At 62.1% G+C, this 18,212-nt stretch carries 14 protein-coding genes; 5 read left to right on the top strand and 9 right to left on the bottom strand.

Going from position 1 to position 18,212, the window contains the following annotated elements; genetic code table 11:
* Nucleotides 1-219: 219 nt before the first annotated feature.
* The 7 genes from nadA to ACFCW2_RS02735 form a co-directional block, all read right to left on the bottom strand.
* On the bottom strand, nucleotides 220-1,206 hold the full coding sequence (gene nadA / locus ACFCW2_RS02765) for a quinolinate synthase NadA (RefSeq protein ID WP_379548016.1): 987 nt from the start codon (nucleotides 1,204-1,206) through the stop codon (nucleotides 220-222).
* Nucleotides 1,207-1,279: 73 nt separating this feature from the next.
* Nucleotides 1,280-2,065: a hypothetical protein gene (locus ACFCW2_RS02760; RefSeq protein ID WP_379548015.1), complete on the bottom strand. Its 786-nt coding sequence runs from the start codon at nucleotides 2,063-2,065 to the stop codon at nucleotides 1,280-1,282.
* A 44-nt stretch (nucleotides 2,066-2,109) separates the two neighbouring features.
* Nucleotides 2,110-4,083, bottom strand: a complete 1,974-nt coding sequence (locus ACFCW2_RS02755; RefSeq protein WP_379548014.1) for a sulfotransferase — start codon at nucleotides 4,081-4,083, stop codon at nucleotides 2,110-2,112.
* 93 nt (nucleotides 4,084-4,176) lie between these two features.
* Nucleotides 4,177-6,825 carry a TonB-dependent receptor gene (locus ACFCW2_RS02750; protein WP_379548013.1) on the bottom strand — a complete coding sequence of 883 codons (2,649 nt, stop codon included), beginning with the start codon at nucleotides 6,823-6,825 and terminating at the stop codon, nucleotides 4,177-4,179.
* A gap of 395 nt (nucleotides 6,826-7,220) precedes the next feature.
* Nucleotides 7,221-8,939: a BCCT family transporter gene (locus ACFCW2_RS02745; RefSeq protein ID WP_379548012.1), complete on the bottom strand. Its 1,719-nt coding sequence runs from the start codon at nucleotides 8,937-8,939 to the stop codon at nucleotides 7,221-7,223.
* Between the two features lie 159 nt (nucleotides 8,940-9,098).
* Complete coding sequence (locus ACFCW2_RS02740; protein ID WP_379548011.1) at nucleotides 9,099-9,779, bottom strand: DUF4230 domain-containing protein; 681 nt, start codon at nucleotides 9,777-9,779, stop codon at nucleotides 9,099-9,101.
* Nucleotides 9,764-10,636: an MBL fold metallo-hydrolase gene (locus ACFCW2_RS02735; RefSeq protein WP_379548010.1), complete on the bottom strand. Its 873-nt coding sequence runs from the start codon at nucleotides 10,634-10,636 to the stop codon at nucleotides 9,764-9,766. Before ACFCW2_RS02735 ends, ACFCW2_RS02740 begins: the two co-directional genes overlap by 16 nt.
* 70 nt (nucleotides 10,637-10,706) lie before the next feature.
* Between ACFCW2_RS02735 and ACFCW2_RS02730 the strand changes: the two genes are divergently transcribed.
* The gene (locus ACFCW2_RS02730) at nucleotides 10,707-12,173 is read left to right on the top strand and encodes a glycerol kinase (protein ID WP_379548008.1); all 1,467 of its coding nucleotides are present in this window, start codon (nucleotides 10,707-10,709) and stop codon (nucleotides 12,171-12,173) included.
* A 7-nt stretch (nucleotides 12,174-12,180) separates the two neighbouring features.
* Here the strand turns inward: ACFCW2_RS02730 and ACFCW2_RS02725 are convergent, their stop codons facing one another.
* Entirely contained in the window at nucleotides 12,181-12,654 is a 474-nt protein-coding gene (locus ACFCW2_RS02725; RefSeq protein ID WP_379548006.1) for a DUF1465 family protein, read from the bottom strand.
* A 412-nt stretch (nucleotides 12,655-13,066) separates the two neighbouring features.
* Nucleotides 13,067-13,264, bottom strand: coding sequence for a YdcH family protein (locus ACFCW2_RS02720; RefSeq protein ID WP_379548911.1), 198 nt, complete (start codon nucleotides 13,262-13,264; stop codon nucleotides 13,067-13,069).
* 186 nt (nucleotides 13,265-13,450) lie between these two features.
* On the opposite strand from ACFCW2_RS02720, the gene ACFCW2_RS02715 reads away from it, so the two are divergent.
* The 4 genes from ACFCW2_RS02715 to ACFCW2_RS02700 all read left to right on the top strand — a co-directional run bounded on the left by ACFCW2_RS02715 (nucleotide 13,451) and on the right by ACFCW2_RS02700 (nucleotide 18,212).
* The gene (locus tag ACFCW2_RS02715) at nucleotides 13,451-13,606 is read left to right on the top strand and encodes a YdcH family protein (protein ID WP_379548004.1); all 156 of its coding nucleotides are present in this window, start codon (nucleotides 13,451-13,453) and stop codon (nucleotides 13,604-13,606) included.
* 98 nt (nucleotides 13,607-13,704) lie between these two features.
* Nucleotides 13,705-15,975 carry a phosphoenolpyruvate--protein phosphotransferase gene (ptsP, locus tag ACFCW2_RS02710; RefSeq protein WP_379548002.1) on the top strand — a complete coding sequence of 757 codons (2,271 nt, stop codon included), beginning with the start codon at nucleotides 13,705-13,707 and terminating at the stop codon, nucleotides 15,973-15,975.
* Nucleotides 15,976-16,111: 136 nt separating this feature from the next.
* A complete protein-coding gene (locus ACFCW2_RS02705) occupies nucleotides 16,112-17,041 on the top strand; it encodes a helix-turn-helix domain-containing protein (RefSeq protein ID WP_379548000.1) in 930 nt (309 codons plus the stop codon).
* A gap of 187 nt (nucleotides 17,042-17,228) precedes the next feature.
* On the top strand, nucleotides 17,229-18,212 hold the full coding sequence (locus ACFCW2_RS02700) for a tetratricopeptide repeat protein (RefSeq protein WP_379547998.1): 984 nt from the start codon (nucleotides 17,229-17,231) through the stop codon (nucleotides 18,210-18,212).

Raw genomic sequence — 18,212 nt, 5'->3', positions numbered from 1 at the left:
AATCGCGCAAGTCTCCGGCTTTCACGCGCTGATAGCTCGTGCTGAGCTAGCTCGATTTGCTGGTTCATCTGATTTACGCTCGGCGCAACCGATCTAAGTTGCCGTTCTCTCGTCTCGTTCAGTCTGAGAATCAGACGTTTAAGGTCCTTGTCAGAAAGTTCGAAGACATTGGCTGCAGCGAGATCAGGGTAAGTCGGTTCTTTCTCGGACTCTTTCAACTCATACTCTTCCCAGGTCGCCCTGACCCACCGTTCCGCTGGCCATTTCGAGCATTTTGTCGAGGCTCTTTTTGGCTTGCAGGCGCAATCCTTCGTCGATCTCGATGCGCGGCTCCAGATCGCGCAGGCAGGTGTAGAGCTTCTCCATGGTGTTGAGCGCCATGTACGGGCAGATATTGCAGCTGCAATTGCCGTCCGCGCCGGGGGCACCGATGAAGTTCTTGTTCGGCAGGGCCTTTTCCATCTGGTGGATGATGTGCGGCTCTGTCGCCACGATCAGCGTATCGCCTTCGAAGGTTTCGGCGAATTGCAGAATGCCGCTGGTCGACCCGACATAGTCCGCGTGGTCGACGATGGTCGGCGGGCATTCCGGGTGCGCCGCGATGGGCGCGTCGGGATGCTGTTCCTTCAGTTTCAGCAGTTCGGTCTCGCTGAAGGCCTCGTGGACGATGCACACGCCGGGCCACAGCAGCATTTCGCGGTCGAATTTGCGGCTGAGATAGCCACCCAGATGCCGGTCGGGGCCGAAGATGATCTTCTGGTCCTTCGGGATCTGCTGCAGGATCGTCTCCGCGCTGGAGCTGGTGACAATCACATCGGAAAGCGCCTTCACCTCGGTCGAGCAGTTGATATAGGTCAGTGCGATGTGATCGGGGTGCTTCTCGCGGAAGGCCTTGAACTTCTCCGGCGGGCAGCTGTCTTCGAGGCTGCACCCGGCGTCCATATCGGGCAGCACGACGATCTTCTCCGGCGAGAGAATCTTGGCCGTATCGGCCATGAATTTCACGCCGCAAAAGGCGATCACATCGGCATCGGTTTCCGCCGCCATCTGGCTGAGCTGGAGCGAATCGCCGACAAAATCGGCCAGATCCTGAATGTCCGGCGTCTGGTAATAATGCGCCAGAATGATCGCGTTCTTCTCCTTGCGGAGGCGGTTGATCTCGGCGAGCAGGTCTTCGCCGGTGGGCAGTTTCGTTTCGGCTGTCATTCTGTGTCCCGTCTAATGGCGCATATGCAGGCGCTTCATACACATAACGGACGCGGATGGCAGGGCGTTCCGCCTACATCGTGAAACCCGGCGGCAGGAAGGCCTCCATCGGGCGCTGCGCGCCAGGCGTGCCCGCGAGATAGCTTTCGGTCAGAGCAATGCCGAAGGGCGAATAGGCGAGCACCATCGAGACCGTGAACACCGCCACATAAATGCCGAGCCCCCACCAATAGGCGGGATGCACCGCGCCGCGCGCCCGCTTGTCAGCGATCATTCCGATTACGGGGAACAGGAACGTAATGATCTGGGTGATGAGCCACGCATTGGGGATCATCAGCGGCATGGGCAGCAGACGCCCGATTCCTGGGCCGAGCAGTACGGCCATCGCGCACAGCATAAGTCGGCGGTGCCATCCCGTGTAGCGGCGGCGTTTGAGTGCCCACCATGCGAGGCCCGCGAAGCACCACAGAACCGCGAGGTTGCTGAACAGAAACTCGCTTTTGTGGAAGAAGAACGGCCCGCCGGTGCGCTGCGCCACCACGAGCATTACCCACGTGCCGGTCAGTGCCATCAAGGGCACCCAGAGATAAGCGAGCTTGCCCAGTCGGATATGCCAGTCCCGCGCCCCTGCATGGATCGTCGCGTGCTGGCCCAGATAGATGCCGATCCAGCCCATGAAGACCACGCCGTGCACATGATAGGCCGCCGGAACGTCAAAGCTGGAGCGGCCTGCGGCGAGATTGACGACGAACCCCGCCACAATCAGCAGCGACATGACCACCGCCATGATCAGGAAAAACCGCGTATCCTGAAGTTCGCCGCGCCCCGTGACGCGCGCATCATCCGCTATCGTTGCCATCAAACCCCTCCGGCAAGCGACCCGGAGCTGATTGCTAGGCAAGATCAGGCAGTGGGGTCAAGCGTGCCGAGCGCTTCCTTCAGGTCTCCGAGCCATGGCTCGAACGGTTTCCATGCGCCTTGCCCTGACCGGTTGATCGGCTGGCGGACTTGTTCGGAAGAGGCGGTGCGCACCGCGCGGTCGGTCTTGTGAAAATCGACGCAGGACTGTTCGAATGGCAGCCCGCAATGGTCCAGCATCCGGCGCACCTGTCCCTCCAGATCGTCGAGCACATCCTCGTGCTGGACGCGCAGGACCTTGCCCGGCAGCACCGTATCCCAATGCGCCATCAGATCGACATAGTCGGCGTAATAGCGCCCGACCTCGTTCAGCCCGTAAGTGAATTCCTGCCCCTCCGCGAAGAGCTGTTTAAAACCGGAGAAACAGCAATCCATCGGATCGCGCCGCGCATCGATAATCGTCGCATTGGGCAGGATCAGGTGGATCAGGCCGATATGGCGGAAATTGTTCGGCATCTTGTCGATGAAGAACGGTGCGCCCTGCCGGTGGACGCGGGTGTTTTCGATAAAGTCCTCGCCAAACTGGGCCAGTCGCTCCGGCGCGAGTTCGTGGAGAATTTCCGGATAGCGTGACTGGCCCGCTTTCCGCCCCCGCAGCCGGTGGGCGAGCGAGAGGATATTGGGCAATTCCAGCGTGCCGTCCACCTGGCTGTGGCTGGCGAGAATCTGTTCAAGCAGCGTCGAACCAGCGCGCGGCAGCCCAAGGATGAAGATCGGGTCGGGGGCGGGGTGTCCGCTGCCCTCATGCTTCGCAAACAGTTCCGGCGTGCAATGCACTTTCTGCCTGGCCAGCTCCGCGCTCATCTGGTCGGCGCTGTAGCGGGTCTGGGCACGTTTCAGCGCATTGCCCTGCTCGTAATGGGCGAAGCTGTCGGCGTATTCCTCGCGGTCCTCATACGCCTTGCCGAGGGCGAAGGAGAGATGAACCTTGTCCATGAAAGCCAGATCAGGCCTCTCCAGCTGGGCGCGCATGGCGGCGATTTCGTCATCGGTGAAGCGATAGGTCTTGAGATTGGCCAGCGCATACCACGCATCGCCGTGATCGGGCTTGGCGGCAAAGGCAGCGCGGTAGCTGGCGACGGCGTCCCCGGTCTGCCCCGTCGTCTTCAGCGCATGACCCCGGCTGGTCAGCGTTGCGGGATCTTCGGGCAGCTTTTCCAGCACGGCGTCGAACAGCGTGAAGGCGCGCTCGTAATCGCCCGTCTGCATGCTCTCGACCGCCAGATGCGACTGGAACAGCGGGCTGTCGGGGTCGCGGCTGTACAGCGCCTCGGCCTGCTCACGCGCCTGTTCGAATTTCTGGCGGCGGCGCAGCGCGTCAATATAGTCGAGCCGCAACTGCACATTGTCCGGCTCGAATGTGACGGCGCTTTCCAGCAGGAACTCGGCATCGTCCAGAATGCCCAGCTTGATCCCTATCTGTGCGAGCAGCCGCATGCCTTCCACATTGCGGGGATCTTTGAGCAAGAAGGCGCGGCAGATCTGCTCGGCATGGAGCACGCGCCCTTCGTGCAGATGATGGGTCACGGCGACCAGTTCGCGCGGCAGAGCGCGCAGGCGCTGGCTCTGGGCGGCAGCGGCCTCAGCCTCGGCAGTGTACCCGGCGGCGGCCAGCAATTCGCTCTGCGCGCGCCAGCTTGCCTCCAGCGCCGGATTGAATTTTACCGCACGGCCATAGGCGGCAATCGCGATATCGTTCTTGCCCTGATCTCGCGCGAGATGGCCGGCCTCCTGCCATGCGCGCCCGAATTCGGGCGATGCGGTGTGAAGCCGGGAAAGCACGGCATCGGCCTTTGCGTATTCCTTGCAATAACGATGCGCGACTGCGGCGATGTAGAGCGCCTCGATGTCATCGGGCGCGCTGGCCAGCACGTCCAGCGCGCGGTCGCGACCGGCCGCGAAATCGCCGCTCTGCAGCGCTTTTTGCGCCACTGCCAGATCATCGTCTCGTGTGCTCATGTCCGCCCCAGTGCCAGAACGTGCGCGAAACGCAAAACGGCGGGCAAGGCTGTTCGCCCGCCCGCCGCTTCGCGTGTTCCTTGCGGGAACCGATCAGTAGTCGAAGCCGACCCGGATGCCGACAGTCGCCGGACGGTTGGTCGTAATCCGCTCGCGGTCATTGATGAAGTTGCCGGCAATTTCGGCGCGTTCGTCAAAGATGTTGTCGGCGAACAGCTCGATGTTCCACTGGTCCTTCTTGACACCCATGGAGAGGCCAACCGTGGTGTAGCTGTCCAGCTCGATCGTGTTGATCGAGATGATGTCGGTCTTCTTGCTGGACGAATGCGTGGCCTGCGCTTGCAGGTGATATTCCAGCGGGCCGGAGAACCACTCGTAACGTGCGCGGGCATTGCCCTGGAAGCTGGGCGCATAGGCCAGATCGCTGCCCACGATCACATCGGTGGTCGGCGTCAGAACCTCGGTAATCTCGGTATCGAGGAAGCTGAACGCGCCAGTGACGGTCAGGCCGGGCACCGCATAGGGTGCGACCGTGAATTCCCCTTCGACGCCCTTGATCTCTGCATCGGCAGCGTTGTCGCTGAAGAACAGATTGGTGATGCTGGGGTCGAAGATCGTCGTCTGCAGGCGGCTGATATCGACATAGAAGGCTGACGCGTTGAAGCGCAGCTGGCCGTCCAGAAGGTCGAGCTTTGCACCCAGTTCGTAGTTCTTCACCTCGTCGGTTTCGAGCTCGAACGGAACGGTGAAGCCCGCGCCATTGGTCGCGCCACCCGGACGGTTGAGCAATCCGGGACGGAAGCCTTCCGAATAGGTGGCGTAGAACAGCGTGTCCGGCGTCGGCGTCAGGGTAATGGTACCCTTGTAAATCGCGCCTTCGGCCTTCGCCACGTCCGGTGCCTGCAGCGCGTTGAACACCTGCTGGGCCTGACCTGCCGACAGACCGGCGGCCTGAATGTCGGCAATCGTATCACCGGCATTGAACGTCTGGCGCAGGGCCGGGTTACAGCTACCGATAAAGGTGAACTGGCCGTCGCCATCATACAGATCGTTGATATCCGTACCGAACGCGTTCTGGTCGGTCGCGCTGAAGCTGTTGCAGAACGAGCCGTTGGCGCTGCCTTCGAAATCGACTTCGATGTTGTAATAGCGCGCGCCGAAAGTGAACGTCAGCAGATCGGGCACGATGTCGAAGCTGGCTTCACCGAACAGGCCGAACTGCTCGTCCGTCCGGCGGATATCGTTGCGGAAGATCGTGTCTGCCGGGAACGGGCCGGGCTCGGTGGTGAAACCTTCCTGCGGGAAGTTCGGTTTGAACGGGCCAAAGGGCTGCGCGATAACGTTGCCGGGATAGGCAAAATCGTTGCGCTCTTTCAGTTCCAGATCGGAATAGAATGCACCGGCGGTTACGCGGAAGCGCCCGTCGGCAGGCGTGTTGAAGCGCAGTTCCTGCGTGAACACGGTCGTCTCGCTGTCCGAGGTGACATACAGGTTCGGCGGTTGACACACGCCGGACGGTGCAACGCCCGTGCCGGGGTAGGTCACGCTGCCGTCACAGATGTAATAGGGCAGATACTGGCCGACAAACAGGTAGTCGGTATAATCGACGCGCTGCTCGGTCTGACGATCGGTGTAGGCGCCGGTGTAGACGATATCGAGCATCGCCAGTCGGCCTTCGACCGTCCAGCTGGTGTTCGAGAAGTCGTCTTCCAGATCATCGTCTTCGAAACGCTGGACATTCAGCCCGTCGAGACCACCGAGTTCCGGATCGGCAAAAAACACACCGTCGCTTTCGACGCTCTGGCGCGCGTGGCTGACGGTCAGCTGCCAGTCGGGCGTCATTTCCCAGCGCGCGCTGGCGCGGAAACCGGCATATTGTGTGTCGTTGAAATCTTCCTCGACCAGCCCGTCATTGCGGGTGCGCAGGAAGCGAACACCGCTAAGGTCCTGTCCGGCCTGGAAGCCGCCGCGAAGAGTGTTGACTGGTACGCCGTTGCGACGGACGGTTCCCGCGGGGCGGAAGCGAGCGCTACGGGCTGCGGAGCGGACGCCTGCGACATTGTCGATATAGCCGCCCTGATCGTCGAGATAGGCCACGAAACGCAGGCCGACACTGTCGGTCACCGGCACGTTGACCATGCCTTCGGCCTTGTAGCTGGCTTCGCCGCCTTTGGTGAAGGACGTTTCCAGATCGAAACCGGCATCGAAGCCGCTCAGGTCGGGCTTGGCAGTGATCAGGCGGACCACACCGGCCTGCGAGCTCGCGCCGAACAGCGTGCCTTGCGGACCTGCCAGAACTTCGATCCGCTCGAGGTCGGCAGCGTAGACATCGAGGTTACGTCCCGGCTGCGCCAGCGGCTGGTCGTCAAGATACAGCGCGACGTTGGGGGCGAGGCCCGCAACACCGGCGGTGGTCAGGTTGGGCGTAGTGGAGGCGAGGCCGCGCACATAGATTGTGCTTTGGCCCGGGCCGGAACCGCCAGCTGTGACGCTGGGCAGTTGCTCCAGGTAATCGTCGAACGTGGCAACGCCCAGCTCGTCGAGAGCTTCGGCACCAATGGCGTTTACCGAAATGGCAACGTCCTGCAGGTCTTCGCTGCGCTTGGTTGCGGTCACGACGATCGTCTGGACGCCGCCCTGACGAGCTTCGGTTGTTTCAGAAGCGGCGTCTTGGGCGAAGGCTGGCGTGGCAGTTACGGCTGCAAGCACGCCCAGCGAGACGCTGGCGCGGAGAGATTTCATGGATGTGTTCCCTGTGTGGACTGTGGCGGTCACGCGAAATTTGCGAACCAGGCCGTGCGACAAAATGAAAAGGCGGAATTTCTGACGATTCCGGTTCTGTGACACGGCAGCTAACAAGCAGAATCGGCGTAGGCCACCGCAGTTCTTAAGATTAGCGGCATCAATGCCAGTGTGTTGTAAAATGACAACAGGATTTCGGGCGGGCGTTGATTTTGTGTATCAGGCTTCTGTAATTTTGATGATCGCCAAGAGGGGGCGTATTGTCTTAAAAGCAGCCTTCAGAAGGTCTAGTAATATATAATAATGGCAAATCTTTATTTATATTAATCTAGTTGATCTGATGTAGCTCGGCAAGTGCGGGTCATGAAAAGAAAATTCGCGACTTGGCTTGGACTTCACGAGGCTTTGGCCGCGGCCTCTTCCAGAATCACGGGGCAGTGGGTTTCCACCCCGTCACGCTTGCGCCGCACGTCATAGATCACCGCTTTCAGGATAGAGACCGCCATCAGCGCGACTACTACAGAGAATGGCAGTGCGCCGATGATCATCGTGATGCGGATCGCATCGATCCCCCCGAGGATCAGCATACTGCCCACAACCAGCGCGATGGCAGCGCCCCAGAACAGAATGTGATGGCGCCGTTCGGTTCCTTCTTCCCCTTCGCCGCCCGCGCCGTTGATCGTGTTGACGATCAGGATCGCGCTGTCGGCCGAGGTGATGAGATAGGTCATCAGCAGTATGACCACGAGCCCCGACAGCAGGCTGGCAATGCCGGAGCTGAACAGGCTGGACAGCGTGGCGTAGAGCTGGTCCGAAATTGTGGCTGCCATGATCGCACCATCGTCCGCGCCCGAAAGAACCAGCTCGATGGCCGTTCCGCCAGCCAGCGCCATCCAGATGAAGCACATAAGGGAGGGCACCAGAACCACTCCGAAAACATACTCACGGATGGTCCGGCCCCGCGAGACACGGGCAATGAACATGCCCACGAATGGCGCAAAGGCGATCCACCAGGCCCAGTAGAAGACCGACCAGTCCAGCTGCCACTGGGCAAGCGCATCGCCGGTTTCGGTGCCATCGGCTGTCCACAAAGTGAGCGCGTCGCCCGGTAGAGAAACAAGGTAATCGGCGATCGAGGTGAACAGCAGCGTGACCCCGCCAATCCCCGATCCGAAAATGAGGAAGACGGACAGCAGGATGAAGCTGAGTGTCATGTTGAGATTGGAGAGCCATTTGATTCCGCGCCCCACGCCCGAAATCGCCGAGAGGGTCGAGGCCCCGACCAACACAATCAGCGCCACGATAATCGCCGCGACAGAAGCCGTGCCCGCTTCATTCAGCAGCCAGTCGCCTAGGCCCAGACGGCTGAGTCCAGCAACGAATTGCTCCACGCCCAGGCTCATCGTGACCGCGACACCCAGAATGGTCGCCACCACCGCCACCAGGTCGACCAGATGCCCCCAGAAGCCGGACATGCGCAGTCCGAACAGCGGAGCAAGACCCGAGCGGATGGTCAGCGGCAAGCCGCGGCGATAGGCGACGTACCCCACCGCGAGCCCGACCAGAGCGTAAGTCGCCCAGGCGGCAAAGCCCCAATGCAGGAAGGTGTAGCGATAGGCGGACTGGATAGTCTCTGCCGACATCGGCTCGACCACGCCGCGAATGGTGTCGGGATTGGTGCCGAAATGCGATAGCGGCTCGCCCGTGGCATATGTCAGCATACCGATGCCGATCCCGGCACCGAACAGCATGGCGAACCACGAGAAGCGGCCGAATTCGGGTTTTTCGCCGGGTGCTCCGATGCGCAAGGATCCCGATTGCGGGACGATAGCCAGCACTAGCGCGACCAACATCAGGAACGCGACCAGATAGACATACCACCCGGCAAATTCGCGGATCAGTGTAGCATTTGCGAGGGCCAGCGTGTCATTTGCATGGACTGGAAACAGGATCGCCCACAGGATCAATGCTGCGACGATCACCTTGGCGGAGATCGTCACAAGCTTATTGAACCCGTGGTAAAATCCGCTGTCTGCCGTATTGATTGGCAAATCGCACAGGGGCGGGACCATCGCATCGGTAGGGGCGACGTTATCAGCCGGTTGCGTACTCAAAATAGACCCTCTTTCCCGTCAGGCGCGCACGCCGCCGGGATGGCAACAGGCACGAATTCCTCGCAGCGTATGGCGTGCTGCGCCGGTTATCGTTGGCAAGCTGTTGCCAGATTAAGGGTAGGTAGGGCAACCCCGCCTTTGGTGACTGCCTGTTTCCGCTCAGTTTCCGGCTGGGGTGCTTTGCCCTTCAAAGCGCACGTCCACTTTGACATCGCCATAGCCCGCCACCTGCATCGGGATGGCTAGGTTTTGCTGCACCGCAGCCACCGCTGCCTCGCGTGCCATAGCCAGAATTTCCGGGTTCTTGGCAAAGGCGCTGGCCTTACGCTCTGCCTGCTGCGAATTGTTGCGCGCCAGATCGGTCGAGGCATCGCGGGTGACCCAAGCGCCCTCGGTAAAGACCCGCGCCTGTGCCTCGTCGATATTGGGCTTGCTGGTCTGGATCTGTGGCAGCGTCACTGTCAGCGTTTCGCCCTCGGCGTCCCATGCAAAATTATCGCGGTCCATACCGGACAGGTCGAGCCGGTATTCCACGCTTGCCGGGACAATGGTCGCTTGGCGCGACTGCAAAATCGGCACGCCCAAGACGCCGCGTGTATCTTCGCTTTCCGCCACGACCTCGAACCGCGAACTGAACACGGTGAGGGCATTCTGCTTCTCGAAAGCGAGCATGGCGCTGCCGACCGGATCGCCTTCCTCCTGATAATAGAAAGCGCGCCAGCCCAGCCATGCGACTGCCCCCATCAGCGCAATCACTATCAACCACGGCACTGCTTGCACGCGGGCTAGACTTGCGGATTTGGTGTCTGTCGGTTCGGAAGTCTTCAGATCGTTTGCCATGTTTCATCCGAACGGCTGACCATGCCGCGACGTTCCAGATCGATCAGATGTGCACTTACGCTCATCTGTGCGGCCTTGTCCAAACGGGGGTCCAGCCCTTTGTACATCAGCGGGATAAATTCAGGCAGAGTGCGCGGTGCCTCGCCCAGAAGGCGCAGGATCTGGTTCTCGCGCTGGCGGCGGTGGCCCATCATGCCGCGCACCAGCTGGCGCGGTTTTTCCATCGGTGCGCCGTGAGCTGCATAGTAGACGCGGTCTTCCCGCGCATAGAGCTTCTCCAGACTGGACATGTAATCACCCATATCGCCATCGGGCGGCACCACCACGCTGGTGGACCAGCCCATCACGTGGTCGCCGGTGAACAGCGCGCCGGTTTCCTCCAGCGCGAAGCACAGATGGTTCGACGTATGGCCGGGCGTGTGGACCGCGCGCAGGGTCCAGCCCGGACCGGTCATTGCCTCGCCATCCTCCAACACCCTGTCGGGCGCATAGGTGGTGTCAAAGCTTTCATCCAATCGCGGGCCCTCACCCTCCAGCACCAACGGTGCACAGCCGACAATGGGCGCGCCAGTGCGCTCTGCCAGCGGCGCGGCAGCGGGCGAGTGGTCGCGGTGGGTGTGGGTGCACATGATGGCGGCGATTTTGGCTTCGCCAACCCCGGCGATGATAGCGTCGATATGGTCCGGCTCGTCCGGCCCCGGATCGATTACGGCCACAGCGTCACCGGTGCCGACGATGTAGGTCTGGGTGCCGGTAAAGGTGTAGGGCGAAGGATTGGGCGCGAGCACGCGCCCGACCAGAGGCTCGGGGCGTTCGACAAGGCCGGTGGGCCACGGTTTGGGCGGTATTTCTGCCATGATCTTGCATATGGGGGCCAAGCTGCGCCATGTCACGCCGCGGACGGAATTGCGTGTTTTGGGGAGAGTTATGGCGGATCTCATTCTGGTGCTGGACGAGGGGACCACCTCCACCCGCGCCATCCTGTTCGGGGCCGATGGTAAGGTCCACGGCACTGCGCAGCAGGAACTGACGCAGCATTACCCGCAGCCCGGTTGGGTGGAACATGATGCGGGCGAGATATGGGAACGCACGCTGGCCTGCGCGAAGGAGCTGGTGGGCAAGGTCGGAGCTGACCGGGTCGCCTGCATCGGCATCACCAACCAGCGCGAGACTGTGGTAGCGTGGGATCGCGTTACGCTGGAGCCACTCGCACGCGCGATTGTCTGGCAGGACCGGCGCACGGCGGATTTCTGCGCAGAGCTGCGCGAAGCCGGTCATGAGGAGGCGGTGCAAGAGAGCACCGGCCTGCTGCTCGACCCGTATTTCTCCGGCACCAAGATGCGCTGGCTGATCGATCACGAGCCTGCTGTGGCGGAAGCGGCCAAGGCGGACCGGTTGGCGCTCGGCACCGTGGAAAGCTGGCTGGTCGCCAAGCTTTCCGGCGGCACGCATATTTCCGATGCCAGCAATGCCAGCCGCACGCTGCTGCTACCGCTGGAAGGGGCGGAGTTCGATCCCGCACTGTGCGATTTGCTCGGCGTGCCTGCGGACGCATTGCCGCGGGTCACCGATACCCATGGCCCGCTGGCAGAGACAGATGCGGCTCTGTTCGGGCGGGCAATTCCGATAACGGCCATGGTCGGCGACCAGCAATCGGCCACTATCGGGCAAGGCTGCTTCGCGCATGGCGAAACCAAGGCGACCTATGGCACTGGCGCCTTCGTGCTGGCGAATAACGGGCAGGTGCCGCCCCGATCCACCCACCGCATGCTGGGCACGGTTCTGTATCAGGAAGACGGCGCGCGGACCTATGCGATCGAGGGGTCGGTTTTTGTCGCGGGCAGTCTGGTCCAGTGGCTGCGCGATTCGCTGGGCATTATCGGCAGTGCGGCGGAGACGGAGGCGCTGGCCCGCTCGGTCGAGGATAGCGGCGAAGTGGTGATCGTGCCCGCGCTGGCGGGGCTGGGCGCGCCGCATTGGCGGGCCGATGCGCGCGGGGTGATTGCCGGGCTCAGCTTTGCCAGTGGCAAGGCGCAGATCGCGCGCGCGGCGCTGGAGGCGATGGCGCATCAGACGCATGATCTGGCGCAGGCCTTCGCCGCCGACGGAGCCGAGTGGAAGACCCTTCGTATCGATGGCGGGATGAGCGCGAATGACTGGATGGCGCAGGATCTGGCCAATATGCTGGGGCTAACCGTGGAGCGGCCTGACTTCGTCGAAACAACCGCACTGGGCGCGGCAATTGCCGCATCGGTGGGGGCCGGCCTGCATCCCGATTTGCCGAGCGCTGCTCAAGCCATGCGCGGCGGCGTACGCAGCTTTGAGCCGGCGATGGGGAATGCTGTGCGCGATGCCCGGCTCGCCCGCTGGAAGAAGGCGCTCGCGGCAGCCTGAACCGTGCTTAAAGCCGGGTGACAGCCTGACCGAGGCGCTCGCGCAGACGGTGGATTGCACTGGTCCCGTCGGGATTTTGCTGTGCGCGTTCCGCCTGCCAAGCGGCATCGAGACGTGCGACGCGCGTATGCAGCCGTGTCGTGTCGACAATCAGTTCGCGCGTCATCGGCTCCAGCATCATCAACGATTCGGGATCGGGCGCACGGTCGGGCGGCAAATGGCCGGTGCGCTGGAGCTGGAACTCGGACATATCGCCTTTCAGATAGGCCCGCTGGTTCAATAGCCATGCCAGGACATGCATCACGCGGGTGGTGGCCTTCAAACCCTCGCTCGACAGCGCAATGCGCCAGTGATCGCGCGGCAGGCCGGTTTCCTTTGCAGGCGCCAGATCGAACGCCGCACGCACATCATCGGCGAGCACCAGCGCCTCTCCGTAAAGCGATTCAATTATCGCTGGATTGATGTTGCCTACGCCCGTCATTTGTATCCGCCGCTAAGCCTGTGCAGCGATGCTGGAAAGGCCCGCGAACGGGATATCCCGCAACGGGACCGAGCCTGTCCCGCGTTGAAACGGTTTTGAAGGGAGTGGGGAGGGGGAGGTGTTTGAGCGCGGGTGTTTGTTTGTAGATTTTTCTCGTGCGGGAGATTTTGTTTCATGCGTCCACATCTGTGGGCGCGTCCTCGGGGCTGTTCCTCCGCTTCGCTACGGGCCCCTGTGGGCGGGCGGTCGCCCTTGCGGCCTGCTGGTCGCAGACCGTGCTCCGCAGCGATATCAATGGCTTGGAACGGACCGGGGCCGAGAGGCCCCGCAAAGGCCGACCGGCCGCCCGCAGCGACGCGCCTGAAAGGCGTGTGAGCGAGGAGATCGCACCCCGGATGGGGTGCGCAACAAACTACGCAATTATATCGGGGATCAGCTGATCTTCGACCATCGCGATCTTGTCACGCAATTGCAGTTTGCGCTTTTTCAGCCGGGCGATTTGCAGCTGATCGGTTGATCCGGTGGCCTGCAGAGCGGTGATGGCGGCATCCAGATCGCGGTGCTCCGTGCGCAGCGTGTCGAGCCATTTGCGCAGTTCTGCCTCGCCCATCATATCCGTTCCCTAACGTGCCCGCAGACAGCGCATATGCACGCAAAACACTTCGTCGCGCAAACGCCTTTAACCGCCGCATCCGTATTTGTCAGGGCTTCGCAAAGGCCCTGCTTTATGATTGTATGCAATTACGCGGCGCGCCCGCGATGGGCGAGTCGCTTTCACTTGAAGGAGAGCACATCCATGGCATCGTCACACGTCAACGCGCTTCAGTCCAAGCATGCCGGCCTCGAGGCCCAGATCGCTGCGGAAATGAACCGTCCGGCCCCTGACGAGACTGCCCTGCGAGAGCTCAAGCGAAAAAAGCTGCGCATCAAGGAAGCGATTGCCGCGCAATAGAGCGCCGTCTTAACACGGGTCTCAGGGGCTTTAGCTTTCAGCGCCGAAACAAACCGGCGTTTCCCAAAATTCGCGCGATGCGGTAGGTGCTTTGATCTATGAGCGCTGCCGCATCCGCCCGCGAGATTCTGACCCGCCTTCACGAGGTAATGGCCTCGCGCATGCACGCGCAAGGCAAGCTCGATCGCGTCGTCGATATCGTCGGGGAAACGCTCGATAGCGAAGTTTGCTCGATCTACCTTCTGCGCGAAGGCATGCTGGAACTGTATGCGACCCGCGGCCTCAACAAAGAGGCTGTGCACATCACCCGGATGGCGATGGGCGAGGGGCTGACCGGAACGCTCGTCAACAACAACGAAACGCTCAACCTTGCCGAGGCGACGGCGCACCCTGATTTCCAATACCGGCCCGAAACCGGCGAAGAGAAATTCCATTCCTTCGCCGGTGTGCCGATTGTTTACCGCGAACGGGCAGTCGGCGCGATCAATGTGCAGCATGTCGAACCACGCCGGTATGAGGACGTCGAGATCGAGGCGCTGCAGACATGCGCCATGGTCCTGTCGGAACTGATCGCCAATGCAGAGCTGGTGGACGGCGAGGCCGTGGCCGATCTGGATGACCGGCCCACCGGTCCGCAAACGGTCAACGGGCTCACTCTTGTGGGCGGATTGGCCAGCGGCGTGGCGGTCTTCCACCAGCCCCGTGTCACCATCGATCAGGTGGTGGCCGACGATATCGAAGTGGAGCGCCAGCGGGTCTACCGCGCCTTCGCCAAAATGCGCGACCAGATCGACGGCATGGCCCGCGATGTCGAATTCGGGGCGGGCGGGGAACACGAAGAGGTCCTGCAGACCTACAAGATGTTCGCCTATGACGAGGGGTGGGGCCGCCGCATCAATGAAGCGATCGACAGCGGCCTGACGGCGGAGGCCGCGATCGAGCGTGTCCAGCAGCGTACGCGGATGCGGATGCGCGAGATTGACGATCCGCTGCTGGCCGACCGGATGCATGATCTGGAGGACCTCTCCAATCGCCTGCTGCGGATCGTGTCGGGGCAGTTGGGCACCGCTGCGACGCAGGGCCTTCGCAAGGACGCCATTCTGATTGCTCGCAATCTGGGACCGGCGGAATTGCTGGAATATGACCGACGGCGCTTAAAAGGCGTGGTGCTGGAAGAAGGCTCGCTCACCGCGCATGTCGTGATCGTCGCACGGGCGATGGGTATTCCGGTGATTGGCCGTGTGCAGGGCCTTCGCGGAATTGTCGCAGAAGGCGATCAACTGCTGGTCGATGCCACAGTCGGTGTGGCGCATGTCCGCCCCGCACCATCATTGCTCGAGGCGTTCGAGGCGCGCTTTGCGAAAACGAAGGAGCGTCAGGCAACCTATGCTGGCCTGCGCGATGTGGAGCCTTTTACCCGCTGCGGAACGCGCATTCAGGTGATGATGAATGCCGGTTTGCGCGATGATATGGCCACACTGCCACTGGTCGGCGCCGACGGGGTTGGCCTGTTTCGCACGGAGTTTCAGTTTCTGGTGTCCGCCACTCTGCCCCAGCGCGAGCGGCAGACGCGGCTTTACCGCGATGTGCTGGATGCCGCGCAGGGCAAGCCGGTGATCTTCCGCACGGTCGATATCGGCGGCGATAAAGCCGTGCCCTATCTGATCGACCATACGGTGGACCCTGACGAGAACCCGGCCATGGGCTGGCGCGCCTTGCGGCTTGCGCTGGATCGCGGCGGGCTGCTGAAGGCGCAGGCGCGCGCATTGCTGGAGGCGAGCGCGGGCCGGCCCCTGTCGGTGATGTTCCCGATGGTGTCCGAGCCATGGGAATTCGACGCGGCGAAGGCGGTGTTCGAGGACCAGGTGGCGTATTTCCGCAAGTCGAAGAAAGTGCTGCCGGAAAGCATTTCCTACGGCGCGATGCTGGAGGTGCCTTCGCTCGCCGAAGTGCTCGACCTGCTGATGCCGAAACTGTCGTTCCTGTCCGTCGGCACCAATGATCTGACCCAGTTCCTGTTCGCTGCCGACCGGTCGAACCCGAAATTGGCGGAGCGCTACGATTGGCTGAGCCCTGCGGTCCTGCGGTTCCTGCAGCGGATTGCGCAATCGACGCTGGGCCACCCGGTGGATATCGGCGTGTGCGGTGAAATGGGCGGGCGGCGGCTGGAGGCTCTGGCGCTGCTGGGGCTGGGCTATCGCCGCCTGTCGATCACGCCTGTGTCCGTCGGCCCGATCAAGGAATTGATCCGGCGGGTGGATTTGAAAGAGATCGAGGCAGCCATGACCGGCTGGCTCGCCGCGCCGCCGGCTTCCATCCGCGACGAGTTGACCCATTGGGCGGCTGAACGCGAAATCGAGGTGGATTGAGGGTAGCCTGCTCAGGACTCCGACAGGTTTGACCTGTTACCGTATTAATTCCGACGCCGGACAAAATGCCCGCTTGACAGGGTGGCAGGCGGCGGCGGAGAACAGGGCAAAAGAATAACGGGTCCACGGGGAAAACATGGTTCAGGAAACCGACCACGGCGCTACGCCGGATGGTGAAGATATGGATGGTGACGTCAGTGGTGGTGACGTGATGGACGACGGCGATCCCGGTCCCGATGCCGTGCCGGACGAACCGCGCACAGCGGGTGAACGCCTGCATGCTGCCCGCGAAGCACAGGGCCTGACGCTCGCTCAAGTCTCCGCCAAAACCCGTATCCCGGAACGCCATCTGGAAACGGTTGAAGCGGGCGAATTTTCGCAGCTCCCCGGCAGAACCTACGCCGTTGGTTTCGCTCGTACTTACGCCAAGACTGTTGATCTCGATCAGCAGGAAATTGTCGAACTGGTACGTCAGGAAATGGGCGTCGAAGAGACCGGCCGCGTCGCGGAGACCCGTGAAGGCAAGCTGGAGCCGGGCGATCCCACCCGCGTTCCCTCGCGCGGCTTGGCGTTGCTTTCGGTGCTGGCTCTCGCGCTTTTGGTATCCGGTGGTTTCCTGTTTTACCGCACCTACTTCGTCGCCGGGTCCGGACCTGGCTCGCTGCTGACCGCAGAGCAACAGCGCGAGGCCGCTGCCGCTGCTTTGGAAGAACGTATGGCCGCACGCGGTGAGGGTGCAGGCACCGCTGCCGGCCCGACCGGCGGCGCTGTGGTCTTCACTGCGCTGGAAGAGGACACGTGGGTCAAATTCTACGACGCCAATGGCGATCAGTTGATGCAGAAGGAGATGGCCAAGGGAGAGCGCTACACAGTTCCTGCGGATGCCGAGGGGCCGCAAGTATGGACCGGGCGTCCGTTTGCATTGGCGATCACAGTCGGCGGGCAATCGGTGCCCAAGCTGTCGGAAGTGGACGAGATTGTGAAAGATGTGCCGGTCACGGCAGAGGCGCTGCTGGCGCGTGCGCAATCGGGCGGGGCAGGCGAGGCATCCGCAATCGGACAGTAATTCCCTGCAATCCCGCGCGGCGTGGCGGCTGACCCTTGGCCGCACGCATTTCCACGGATATCGGGCCATTAACCATAGACACGGGCGGCACGCTGCGTAATCCTGAAAGGGCATATCCGCCCATTCGTTCATTCGTGGTTCGACCGCGCCCGGGCATGGTCGAAAGATGAGTCACAGGAGCCCCCGCATGAAGATTGCCGCCCGTCACCTGATGTCCGCCGCTGTAGGGGCCGCATTGCTGGTGCCTGCGACCCCCAGCTTCGCGCAGAACGACGAACAGGCGCGCATCCGCAAATTGGAAGCGGAAGTGAGCGCGCTGCAACGGCGCGTGTTCCCGGGCGGGGATGGCCGCTATTTCGAGCCGGAAATCGGCGGCACCGCCGCGCCCAGCACTGCGGCAGCCGGAACGCCTTCGACCACCGCACTCACCGATATTCTGGCGCGGCTCGATGCCATGGAAGCCTCGCTGCAGAGCCTCACGGGTCAGGTCGAAGTGAACAACAATATGCTGCAGGGGCTGAATACCCGGATGGCTGCGCTGGAAGGTGGCGGCACGGCTGTCGCGGCCGCTGGCACTTCTGCTCCAACGCCGACACCGGCACCGGCCAGTTCGACTTCCACCACCACCGGATCTTCCTCAGGTAACAATCTTCTGGCGATGACTGGCGGTGCTTCCGCCGCTGCTCCCGCTCAGGCAGCTACGCCCGCCGCGGCAAGCAGTGGCCCCAGTGCAAGCCGGCTCGCCGCAGTGCAGGCCATCGCGAAACCCAAAACCGATGATGCAGCGGATGACGAATATTCCTACGGCTTCCGCCTCTGGAACGCCGGCTTCTACCCCGAAGCGCAGCAGCAGTTGACGATGTTCGTGGAGAAATATCCGAGCCATTGGCGCACCACCTATGGCCGCAATCTGCTGGGCCGGGCCTATCTCGACGATGGCAAGCCGCGCGAAGCGGCGCCGTGGTTCCTCAACAATTATCAGGCCGACCGCAATGCGGCCCGCTCGCCCGACAGCCTGCTTTATCTGGCCGAGGCGATGATCGCGATGAACGACACCAACCGCGCCTGCATCGCGCTCGCTGAATTTGGCGAGAGCTATCCGGCGGTCGCAGCAGGCCGCTTGCAGAGCCAGTACGAGGCCAACCGCGCCAAGGTGACCTGTTCCAATTGA

It is taken from the genome of Qipengyuania algicola, from assembly GCF_042492175.1.
Classification (GTDB): domain Bacteria; phylum Pseudomonadota; class Alphaproteobacteria; order Sphingomonadales; family Sphingomonadaceae; genus CAJXSN01.
Note: the sequence above shows the minus strand (reverse complement) of the source record. Positions and strands in the feature narration are given on the sequence as shown.